We start from the raw sequence: 11,498 nt of genomic DNA on the forward strand, positions 1-11,498 counted from the left end.
TCCGAGGCGGGCCGTTCCCACGGCCCGCCTCGCCTGCTGTACGGCTCTTTCCCGTACGGCTCTTTCTTGTACGGCATGCCCTGGGAACCCGCCGCCCGCCGTACTCCGGCTGAGGGCCCGTGACCGGCGCTCGCGGCGAGTCGGTGACGGTGGCCCGCCGTAACGGCGCCCGGAACCCCTACGAGCGCCGGCCGTGGTGGTCGACGAGGCGGGTCAGCAGCGCGGCGAGGGTCGCGCGCTCCTGCGGGGCGAGGGGGGCGAGCAGGTCGTCCTGGAGGGTCTCCAGGACCTCGTCGAGGCGTTCCAGGTGCGCGCGGCCCCGGTCGGTGAGCGTGATGACGTTGCGGCGGCGGTCGTCGGGGTCGGGGGCGCGCTCGACCAGGTCATGCTCGGCCAGTTCGTTGATCACGGCCACCAGGTCACTGCGGTAGATGCCGGTGCGGCGGCTCAGCGTGGCCTGGCTGGCGGGCCCCGAGTCGTCGAGCGCGACGAGCACGGCGTAGTGCCATTTGCGCGCGTCCTGCGCCGCCAGGCCCGCGGTGATGAGGCGGTCCGCGTGCGCCGCGGCCATCGACAGCAGCCTGCTCGGCAACCCGCGCAGCCGTGCCGGTGTTTCCGTGGTGTCGCCGAGGTGTCCGCTTTCATCCATGGTCACGATCCTAGGCCCCTTGCGTTAGTCGCACTAACGATGTAACTTCGTTAGCGTCACAAACGTTAGGGAGACTAACAGATGCCTACCATCGATGTGCTCGACTCGACCATCCACTACGAGGAGCGCGGCAGCGGCGCGCCGATCGTCTTCTTGCACGGCAACCCTTCCTCCTCCCACGCCTGGAGGGACGTCCTGCCGCACATGCCCGGACGGGTGCTCGCGCCAGACCTGATCGGCATGGGGCGGTCGGGCAAGCCGGAGATCGGCTACAGCTTCGACGACCACGCCCGCTACCTTGACGCCTGGTTCGACGCGCTCGGGCTTGACCAGGTAGTGCTCGTGGGGCACGACTGGGGCGGGGCGCTCGCCTTCGACTGGGCGGCCCGTCACCCCGACCGGGTGCGCGGCGTGGCCTTCTTCGAGACCATCGTGCGTCCGATGTCCTGGTCGGAGCTGTCGGACCAGGCCCGCGCCCGCGGTCAGAAGCTCAGGACCCCCGAGGGGGAGGCGCTCGTGCTCGACCAGACCTTCCTGATCGACACGGCCTTCACCGGCGGCGTGCTCAACCCGCTGACCCCCGAGGAGCTCGAGCCGTACCGCGCGCCGTACCCCACTCGGGAGAGCCGCCGCCCGCTGCTGCGCTGGACGCGGTCGATCCCGCTCGACGGCGAGCCGGCGGACGTCGCCTCGCGCGTGGAGGCCTACGGCAAGTGGCTCGCCACCAGCGACGACGTGCCCAAGCTGCTGCTCACCTTCGACTCCTCCCCCACGCTGCTCATCACCGACGAGCTGGCCACGTGGTGCGAGCAGAACATCGCGTCCTTGGAACACGTCCACGTCGGCCCCGCCGGCCACCACGCCACCGAAGACCAGCCCGACGCCATCGCCACCGCCCTCACAGAATGGACCACCCACTACTCCCTCACCTGACCCACAACCCCTCCCGGGCGCCAGCTCTGCGGAAGATGCACAGACGGCCATCCGACGCCCTGTACGGCGAGCGCCCCTCCGCGCCGGGGTCGGCGAGGAGATGTATGGCGGTCGACCGGCGCGATGTACGGCGCCCAACCGACACCCCATACGGCGAGCCCACCCCCCGCGCCGGGGTCGGCGAGAAGGTGCACGACGATCCACCGGCGCGATGTACGGCGCCCGACCAGCACCCCCTACGGCGAGCCCCCTCCGCGCCGGGGTCGGCGAGGAGGTGTACGGCGGTGGACCGGCGCCCTGTACGGCGGGCGAGGGGGCCGTGGTGCCCGTCTCGCGGAGCGCCGTGGCGGCGGGGAGTGTCATCGACTCGCCGGAAGCGCCGGGCGCGGGTCCTCAGCCGGAGTACGGCGGGCGGCCGGTGGCGGTGGCCTGCCGTACATGCGCAAGTCCCGCAAAGCGCCGCGGGCCCGAGGAAAGCACACGTCCCACCAATCGCCGCGGGCCTGGGAAAGCACACGTCCGCTAAGCGCGGCGGGCCCGGGAAAGGTCCCGGGCCCGCCGAATTCCACCTAGTCCAGATAGTCGCGCAGCATCTGGGCGCGGGTCGGGTGGCGGAGCTTGGCCAGGGTCTTGGACTCGATCTGGCGGATCCGTTCCCTGGTGACGCCGAACTCGCGCCCCACCTCCTCAAGCGTGCGCGGATGCCCGTCGGCCAGCCCGAAGCGGAGCTGGATGATGCGCTGCTCCCTGTCGGAGAGCGTGGCCAGGATGTCGTCGAGCTGGTCCTGCAGCATGATGAAGGCCGCCGCCTCCATGGGCACGACCGCGTCGGCGTCCTCGATGAAGTCACCGAGGTCGGAGTCCTCCTCGCCGATGGGCGACTGCAGGGAGACCGGCTCCTGCGCGATCCGCTGGATCTCCACCACGCGGTCGACCGGCAGGTCCATCTCCTTGGCGATCTCCTCGGGGATCGGCTCGCGACCCAGGTCCTGGTGGAGCTGGCGCTGAACCCTGACCAGCTTGTTGATGGTCTCCACCATGTGGACGGGGATGCGGATCGTGCGCGCCTGGTCGGCTATCGCCCGGGTGATCGCCTGCCTGATCCACCAGGTGGCGTACGTGGAGAACTTGTAGCCCTTGGTGTAGTCGAACTTCTCCACCGCCCGGATCAGGCCCAGGTTGCCCTCCTGGATCAGGTCGAGGAACAGCATGCCGCGGCCGACGTACCGTTTGGCTATCGACACCACGAGCCGGAGGTTGGCCTCGATGAGGCGCTGTTTGGCCCTGGTGCCCTGCCAGACGAGTTCCCTGAATTCCGGGAAGGCCAGGCGCGAGACCCCGCTGGCCAGCTTGTCCTCGGCGAACAGGCCGGCTTCTATCGACTTGGCGAGCTCCACCTCCTCCTCAGCGGTGAGCAGCGGGACGCGTCCGATCTCTCTGAGGTAGATACGGACCAGATCGCTGGTCGGCGCCCGCTTGCCTACGTCTTCGTCCTCGGTGCGGGTGGTCTCCTCGGAGTCTTGGGGCTCGAGGACCTCCACACCGTTCTCGGCGAGCATGCGCACGACGCGTTCCAGCGCGTCGGACGGCAACTCGGATCGGTCAAGCGCGGCGGCAACGTCATCGACGGTTACGCTTCCGCGCTCCCTTCCCTTCGCGACGAGGTCCGCCACCTGATCTACCGATGGCGGGCCGCTTGGCAGCACCGATGCACCCACGGGACACAGTCTGCAGTATTGGTTCCATAAAATGGCAGACCCATTTTTGTCACTGAAGGTAAGACGTTGCTGCTTACCAAATTGAGATCTATTTAAGGTTTAGCCTGAGTTTGATCAGGAAAGTAAAGTCAATTACGCGATCAGGTTTGGCGCGCCCGGCGGCTCTCCAGCGCCGGGCGCACGCTCACCCTGCCCAGATGCCCGCTAAACATGCTCTTCGGGCGACTTCTCACCAGATTCCCTTACAACCACCGGGAAATCGCGCTTTGTCGCGCTCCAAAGATCACTCACCACTGCGGACCGTCCCCATAGAACGCACCTGACATCCAGTACGGCAAGCCCTCCACCCGCTTTCCCGAGCACCCGGGTCTTCCGCCGCACAAGGGCGCCAACAACCGCCGCACCGCACCCCGCCGACCCGGCACCAGGGCGACCGCCGTGGCGCCCAGCCCGCGCAGACCCTGTCACCTGGCGCCCCACCGCGACGCCCCGCCCGGCCTCCAGCGGGCACGGCGGCGTCAGGCACGCCCGCAGCCCCAGATCCCGTGTTGCCCGCCGTACAAGGGCGCCGACAACCGCCGCACCACATCCCGCCGACCCCGCGCCAGGGGCGACCACCGTGGCGCCTGGCCCGCGCAAGCCCTGGCCTCGCCGCCCCGGCGCCGGGGCGACCGCTGTGGTGTCTGGTCAGCGCAGGTGTCTTGCCCGGGGGGCGGTGGTGTCAGGTGTGCCCGGGGTCGTGCGGGGTCAGCTGCCGGCGGCGCGGTCGCGGAGGAGGCGGCGTTGTTGTTCGAGGGCTACCAGTTCGCCGAACAGCTTGTTGTACTCCTGCTGCTCCTCGACCGGATTGAGCCGCTGGATGCGGGACTTGACCTGGGCGATGGCACGGTCGACGGCGATGGCCTCGATGGCGGCGAGCATGGCCGCGCCGTACCGCTCCTCGACGTGGGAGTCGGCGCGGATGGCCTCGACGGCGAAGCGCGTCACCAGCGCCCGAGCCGCCTCGTCGGGCGCGTGGTCGAGCAGCCGGTCGACCCACTCGCGCCCGCCGTGGCCTGCGGCGGCCGTGCCGCCGGCGGCGACGACGACGGTGTGCAGCGCGACGTGGTCGGGCGCGGTGAACGCCTGCGTGTCGAGCGCGTCGAAGCGCGGCCCGAGCAGCGCGGGACGCTGCACGGCCAGCTTGAGCAGCTCGCCTTCGACCTTCACGTTCGGGTCGACGGGCGCGGCCCTGGGCGCGCGCTGCGGGCGTCCCTGCTGGGCGCCGCCGACCTCGGCGATGCGCTGCATGACGAAGCGCTCGTCCATGAAGCCGAGCCAGCGGTCGAGGTCGATGGCGTAGCGCTTGCGCAGGCCGACGTCCTTGATCCCGGCCACGATGGGCGCCGCGGCGTCGAGCGCGGCGATCTTGCCTTCGTTGCTGCGCAGGTCGTAACGGGAGATGGTGGAGCGGATCGCGAACTGGAACAGCGGCTCCCGCGAGGCGACCAGGTCGCGCACGGCCGCGTCGCCCTGCTTGATGCGCAGGTCACAGGGGTCGAGCCCGTCGGGCTGGATGGCCACGTAGGTCTGGGTGACGAACTTCTGCTCGTCGGCGAAGGCCCGCAGCGCCGCCTTCTGCCCCGCCGCGTCGCCGTCGAAGGTGAAGATCACCTCACCCGTGGCGGCCGACTGGTCGAGCAGGAAGCGCCGCAGCACCTTGATGTGCTCCTCGCCGAACGAGGTGCCGCAGGTGGCCACCGCGGTCGGCACACCCGCGAGGTGGCAGGCCATCACGTCGGTGTAACCCTCGACGATCACTGCCTGCGACCGCTTGGAGATCTCCCGCTTGGCCAGGTCGATCCCGTAGAGCACCTGGGACTTCTTGTACAGCGGGGATTCGGGGGTGTTCAGGTATTTCGGGCCGTCGTCGGAGTCGATCAGCTTGCGCGCGCCGAACCCGATCACGTCGCCGGTGGCGTCCCTGATCGGCCAGATCAGCCGCCCGCGGAAGCGGTCGATCGGACCGCGCCGCCCCTCCTTGGCCAGCCCGCCCTTGATCAGCTCCTCGGCGGCGAACCCGCGCTGCATCAGGTGCCGGGCCAGCGCCTCCCACTCGTTGGGCGCGTAGCCCACGCCGAAGGTCTCGGCGTCGGCCCGCTCGAACCCCCGCTCCGACAGGAACCGCCGCCCGATCGCGGCCTCCGGGGTCAGCAGCTTGTCACGGTAGAACTCCGCGGCGGCCCTGTGCGCCTCGATCAGCCGCGCCCGCTCCCCATGGTCGCGCCGCGGCACGTAGCCGCCCTGCTCGTACTGCAGCTGGATCCCGGCCCGCTGCGCCAGCCTCTCGACAGCCTCGCTGAACCCCAGATGCTCGATCTTCTCGACGAACGTGATCACGTCGCCGCCTTCGCCGCAGCCGAAGCAGAAGTACATGCCGCGTTCGGGGGTCACGTTGAAGGAGGGGGACTTCTCATCGTGGAAGGGGCACAGGCCCTTGAGGTTGCCTCCGCCCGCGTTCCGCAACTGGATGTGCTCGCCGATCACATCGGCGATCGGAGACCGCTCGCGCACGAGCGCAATGTCGACATCACGGATCCGTCCAGCCACGGATCGAGTGTATTGCCGCGCACCGACGCTTTCCGCCGTCATCGGAGCTTTCTGGTCGTACGGCGAGCCGCCCCCACCCGCCACCCGCCGACCCGCGCGGGCACCCGTCGAGCACGGTACTCGGGCGATGACCCGTCTCACCGCAACGAGGCACGGGAACCATCGTGACGGGTCTTGACGACCCGGCACGCGAATGATCCGATGTTTGCACTGTTAGGAAATTTTCTTAACAAAAGCAATCAATCGGCCTAAGGAGCGCACCATGGTGTTACGGGCAGCACTGGTTGCCTTGGCCCTGCTCGCGGCCGCCCTGAGCGGCATGTCACCCGCCCAGGCGGCCGCCGTCCGCTACGAGGCGGAGAACGCCACGATCTCCCAGGGCGTCCTGGAGACCACCCACACAGGCTACTCAGGCACCGGGTACGTCAACGGCGACAACGTGTCCGGCAGCTACGTCGAGTTCACCGTGACCGCCTCGGGACCGGCGAGCCTGGCCATCCGTTACGCCAACGGCACGACCACCTCCCGTCCCGCCACGGTCTCCGTCAACGGCACGGCGGTCGTCACCGCGCACGCCTTCGCGGGGACGGGCACCTGGGACACCTGGGCCACCTACACGCTCGACGCCCCGCTGCGCCCGGGCGCCAACACCGTGCGCATCACCGCGACCGGCTCGGGCGGCAATCCGAACCTGGACTACGTGGAGATCGACCAGAGCTCCGTCTACCAGGCCGAGTCCGCCACCCTGTCGCAGGCGAGCGTGGCGTCCAACCACACCGGGTTCACGGGCTCCGGCTTCGTGGACTACGTCAACACCACGGGCGGCTACGTCGAGTGGACGATCACCTCGCCCGCCGCGGGCCGGGCCACCCTGACCCTGCGCTACGCCAACGGCACCACGGGCAACCGCCCGCTGGACGTCTCGGTCAACGGGACCGTGACCGCCGGGCCGTTCCCGCCGACCGCGAACTGGGACACCTGGGCGGACGTCGCGATCCCCGCCCAGCTGAACGCCGGGACGAACACCGTCAGGGCGACGGCCACCACCGCGACGGGCGGCCCGAACCTGGACAAGCTGACGGTCTCGCCGGTCGACTCCCAGGCGCCCACGGCTCCCGGACAGCCCGCGCAGACCGCGATCACGCCGAGCAGCGTCACGGCGACCTGGCCCGCCTCGAGCGACGACGTGGGCGTGGCCGCCTACGACCTGTTCGCCGACGGCGGCACGACGCCGTGCGGCACGACACGGACCACGACGGGCACGTGCGGGGGGCTGAACGCCGACGCCGACCACGTGGTCCACGTCGTCGCCCGCGACGCGGCGGGCAACGTGTCGCCGCCCAGTCCCGACCTGCGGGTCCACACGCCCGCCTCGACCAACCCGTACGGTGACCCGAACCTGGTGCCGATGTTCGACGGCACGACGCTGAACGGCTGGACGCCGCACAACCCGGCCGGTTGGATCGTGCAGAACGGCGCCATCCACGGCACAGGGACGGCCGGCAGGGGCTGGATCTACTACAACAAGCAGCAGGTCGGCACGTTCCGCTGGATCTTCAGCGTGCGCCAGGTGACCGGCGACCACGCGCCCACGGTCCTGATCTGGGGCACGACGAACCCGATCCGCGACGCGCTGAGCGCCATCCAGTTCCAGCCGCCCAACGGCGGCCACTGGGACTACCGTCCCGGCCACAACGACAGCGGAGGCTCCCTGTTCACGACATATCCGCACACAAAGTGGGATGTCCATAACTGGGCGCAGTGCGAGATCGTCGCCAACCAGTCGACGGGCCAGGCCAAGATGGCCTGCTGCCCGCTCACGGCCGGCGCCCCCACCTGCACAGCGGTGCCGGTCCTCGGGTTCAAGGACGTCACCGCCGGCCAGGTCGGCCCGCTGGCCATCCAGATCCACAACGGCGGCATCCAGGACGAGTACCGCAGCCTGTATGTCGAATCCCCCGTCGTCATGAAACCTGACGACTTCATCACCACAGCACCGCAATAGGCTCTCTCGCCGTCTTTCATGAGGTTGTACGGCTACCGCCACCCCACCCGCTCCCCGTCGCCTTGCGCGGGCCTCTGTCCATCACGGCACTCAGGTGATGACACATCCCGCCATAACAAGGCACGGGACCGGGTGGGGCCGGAGACCGAAGGGCCGCCGTGACAAGGCGCGGGACCGGATAGGTCGGCTCGAACGCGTGACGTTGCCGGGACCCTGCGTAAACGGGGAGGTATCCGGAGATACCCGCATGTAACGGGAAAGCGGGAAACGTGCCATGCTCATCTCCGCCGTCGGCTAAAAAGGGAAAGGTTGTCGGCGATACCGTGACACGGGTGGAGATCATGCGATCGGGGCATATCGGACGGCTGGCGCTGGTCGCCACGGGTGCCATGCTGCTGACCGGTGCCTGCGCGAAGGCGCCTGGCCTCGCGGGCGTCAGCGCCCAGGCGGCCACCACACCGCCGGCGACGAGCACCCCCGAGGTGACCGCGACGATCCCCACCCCCAGCCCCACGCCCGGCCACCAGGCGGCGGTCCGGCCGCAGGGCGAGGACCCGGTCAGGGTGCCCCCGCCGAAGGTGTCGAAGTACAGCTACGTCTTCCCCGTCAAGGGCTGCAGGATCACCTACCAGCGCAAGCTGCTCGTGCTGCCGAAGACGACCATCTGGGCGGCGAAGGGCTGCGCGTTCGTGGCCCCGGTGAGCGGCGTGGTCGACGAGGTCAACGGCCGCAACAAGTGGCGCCCGTCAACGGACATGGGCCAGGACCGCGAGGGCCGCTTCGTCACGATCATCGGCGACGACGGCGTCCGGTATCTCGGCGGCCACCTGGACACGGTCACCGACGGGATCAAGCCCGGCATGCGGGTCGGGGCGGGCCAGACCCTCGGCACGATCGGCAAGTCGGGCAACGCCCGTGACGCGGGCACGAACCTGTACTTCGCGATCTCCTGGAAGACCGGCCCGCAGTACTGGTGGGTGCGCCGCGGCATGGTCAACCCGTGGGACTACCTGGACGCCTGGCTGTCGGGCAACCCGACGCTGTCGCCGCGGGACGCCACGTTCGCGATGCGCGCCAGGATGGGCGAGACGCCGAAGTGCGCGGTCCAGTGCAAGTCGAAGAAGCAGCCGCAGTCGGCCAAGACCAGCCAGCCCACCGAGCCGCCGGTCACGATCCCGACGATAGCTGCTTCGCAGGGATGACGGCCTTGGAGCGGATCAGCTCCTGGATCTCGCCGACCACGTCCCAGACGTTGACGTTCATCCCGGCGATCACCCGGCCGTCGCGCAGCCAGTAGGCGATGAACTCCAGGTCCTCCACGGACCCGCGGTAGGCGATCTCGTCGTACCCGGTCACGTCGCCGGAGAACTCCATCCCCAGCTCGAACTGGTCGGTGAAGAAGTACGGCACGCGGTCGTAGACGACGTCCTGCCCGAGCATGGACCTGGCCGCCGCGGGCCCGCCGTTCAGCGCGTTGGCCCAGTGCTCGACGCGCAGCCGCCTGCCGTACAGCGGGTTGAAGGACTCGGCGACGTCGCCGGCGGCGTAGACGTCGGGGTGCGAGGTGCGCAGCGAGGCGTCGGTGAGGATGCCGTCGCCGACGTCGAGACCGGCCTCGCGGGCCAGCCCGACCTCGGGCGCGGCGCCGATGCCGGCGACGACGAGGTCGGATTGGAGGCGCTCGCCGGTGCTGAGCGTTACCCCGGTGGAGGTGATCTCGGCGACCGCGGTGCCATGCCGCAGTTCGACGCCGTGGCCGCGCTGCACGCGGGCGAAGACCTCGCCGAGTTCGGGCCCGAGCGGGACGTGCAGCGGCGTGGGCGCGGGCTCGACGATGGTGACCTCGCATCCGGCCAGCCGGGCGGCGGCCGACACCTCCAGGCCGATCCATCCGGCGCCGACCACGATCACCCGCTCGGCGGCGGCCAGGCGCTCGCGCAGGACCTCGCTCTCGCCGACCGTGCGCAGGTAGAGCGCGGGCCCAGGCAGGCGCCTGGCCGTGGAGCCGGTGGCGATGAGCAGCTTGTCGTACGGAAGGCGCGAGCCGTCGGAGAGCCTGACGGTGTGCCCCTCCAGGTCGATGCCCGTGGCGCGGACGCCGAGCCGGAGGTCCACGTCGTGCTCGGCGTACCAGCCGGGTTCGTGAACGAAGATCTTCTCGCGCTCGCTCTTGCCTTGAAGGTATTCCTTCGACAGCGGCGGTCGTTCGTAGGGCCGTTCGGTCTCCGCGCCGATCAGCACGATCTCGTCGTCGAAGCCTTCTTCACGCAGTGTCTGCGCCGCTTTGGCCCCCGCCAGACCGGCACCGAGGATCACAAATCTGGCCATTGTTCAAGTATCCGCCCGCCGAAGTCATCCGGAAAGGCGCTTGTGCCAGGCCACGGCCGAGGTGTCGGTGAGCGAGGCGATCTGGTCGATCACCACCCGCATCCTGGCCGCGTCGTCGGCCGCCCCCTGGAAGGCGGGCCTGAAGGCGGGTTCCAGCGTGACGGGCGCGCCCAGCGTGATCAGCGAGGCCAGCTCGGTGATCAGGTCCCGCTGGCGGGCCTGGACGGCGTGGTGGTCGTCGGTGGTCATGACGTAGTGGGCGGTGATGCCCTTGAGCAGCGCGCATTCCAGCCGGGTGGCCCTGGGCACGATCAGGTCGGCGCGGTGGCGCGAGCCGTACGCGCCGAGTGTGGCGGTCTGCGCGGACCTGCAGAAGCGTCCGATGAGCCCGCTGGTGAGGGCCTTGAGCCCGGCCAGGTCGGCGAGCGTGGCGGCGAAGTGGCGCGGCCAGAGCGGGTCGGCGACCAGGCGGGCGAAGACCTCCTCCAGCTCGGCGCACTCGGCGTCGGGCGCGTACCAGGCGCGGGTGAGCTCGCAGACCTGACTGCGCTCGATCGGCGAGCGCAGCGCCTCGGGCGTGACGTGGCCGGAGTGCAGGGCGTCCTCGAGGTCGTGGACGGAATAGGCGACGTCGTCGGCCCAGTCCATGATCTGCGCCTCGAAGCTGACGCGGCCCTCGGGGGCGCCGTCCCTGATCCACCCGAACACGGGCAGGTCGTCCTCGTAGACGCCGAACTTCGCCGACACGGACCTGGTCCACGGGTACTTGATGGAGGCGTCCAGCGCGGCTCTGGTCAGGTTGAGCCCGGCGCTCGTGCCGGTCTCGGTGAGCACCTTGGCCTCCAGCCTGGTCAGCAGGCGCAGGCTCTGCGCGTTGCCCTCGAACCCGCCGCAGGAGGCGGCCAGCTGGTTGAGCGCCATCTCGCCGTTGTGGCCGAAAGGCGGATGCCCCAGGTCGTGGGCCAGGCAGGCGGTCTCGACCAGGTCGGGGTCGACGCCGAGGGTGGCGCCCATCTCCCTGCCGACCTGTGCGCACTCCAGCGAGTGCGTGAGCCGGGTGCGGGGGATGTGCTGGCCGCCGCCGGGCGCCTCGACCGGCCCCACCACCTGGGTCTTCGCGGCCAGCCTGCGCAGCGCGGCGCTGTGGAGCACGCGGGCCCTGTCGCGTTCGAACGCGCTCCGCTCAGGGTTGCCGGGCGGTTCCGGCACCCACCGCTCCTGGTCGTGCGCGTCGTAGCGGGTCATAAGTGCTGCGATTTTATCCGCTATTCGGTCT

Annotated in this window: 8 protein-coding genes; 3 read left to right on the top strand and 5 right to left on the bottom strand. The window is 69.9% G+C overall.

What is annotated here, in order from left to right:
* Positions 1-178 precede the first annotated feature (178 nt).
* Positions 179-649: a MarR family winged helix-turn-helix transcriptional regulator gene (locus KIK09_RS25950; protein WP_214321946.1), complete on the bottom strand. Its 471-nt coding sequence runs from the start codon at positions 647-649 to the stop codon at positions 179-181.
* A gap of 81 nt (positions 650-730) precedes the next feature.
* Here KIK09_RS25950 and KIK09_RS25955 point away from each other — a divergent pair, with 81 nt between their 5' ends.
* Entirely contained in the window at positions 731-1,582 is an 852-nt protein-coding gene (locus KIK09_RS25955; protein WP_214321947.1) for a haloalkane dehalogenase, read from the top strand.
* 569 nt (positions 1,583-2,151) lie between these two features.
* Here KIK09_RS25955 and rpoD read toward each other — a convergent pair.
* Positions 2,152-3,255, bottom strand: a complete 1,104-nt coding sequence (rpoD, locus tag KIK09_RS25960; protein WP_372455682.1) for an RNA polymerase sigma factor RpoD — start codon at positions 3,253-3,255, stop codon at positions 2,152-2,154.
* Between the two features lie 792 nt (positions 3,256-4,047).
* The gene (gene dnaG, locus KIK09_RS25965) at positions 4,048-5,889 is read right to left on the bottom strand and encodes a DNA primase (protein WP_214321948.1); all 1,842 of its coding nucleotides are present in this window, start codon (positions 5,887-5,889) and stop codon (positions 4,048-4,050) included.
* Positions 5,890-6,151: 262 nt separating this feature from the next.
* Between dnaG and KIK09_RS25970 the strand changes: the two genes are divergently transcribed.
* On the top strand, positions 6,152-7,894 hold the full coding sequence (locus tag KIK09_RS25970) for a CBM35 domain-containing protein (RefSeq protein ID WP_214321949.1): 1,743 nt from the start codon (positions 6,152-6,154) through the stop codon (positions 7,892-7,894).
* 341 nt (positions 7,895-8,235) lie between these two features.
* Positions 8,236-9,096, top strand: coding sequence for a M23 family metallopeptidase (locus KIK09_RS25975; protein WP_214322167.1), 861 nt, complete (start codon positions 8,236-8,238; stop codon positions 9,094-9,096).
* Here KIK09_RS25975 and KIK09_RS25980 read toward each other — a convergent pair.
* Positions 9,062-10,222, bottom strand: coding sequence for an NAD(P)/FAD-dependent oxidoreductase (locus tag KIK09_RS25980; RefSeq protein ID WP_250573769.1), 1,161 nt, complete (start codon positions 10,220-10,222; stop codon positions 9,062-9,064). The genes KIK09_RS25975 and KIK09_RS25980 overlap by 35 nt on opposite strands.
* A gap of 24 nt (positions 10,223-10,246) precedes the next feature.
* Positions 10,247-11,467 (bottom strand): deoxyguanosinetriphosphate triphosphohydrolase, encoded by a 1,221-nt coding sequence (locus tag KIK09_RS25985; RefSeq protein WP_214321950.1) that lies wholly within the window; start codon positions 11,465-11,467, stop codon positions 10,247-10,249.
* Between the last annotated feature and the right edge of the window lie 31 nt (positions 11,468-11,498).

This window comes from Nonomuraea sediminis, from assembly GCF_018531495.1.
Classification (GTDB): Bacteria; Actinomycetota; Actinomycetes; order Streptosporangiales; family Streptosporangiaceae; genus Nonomuraea; species Nonomuraea sediminis.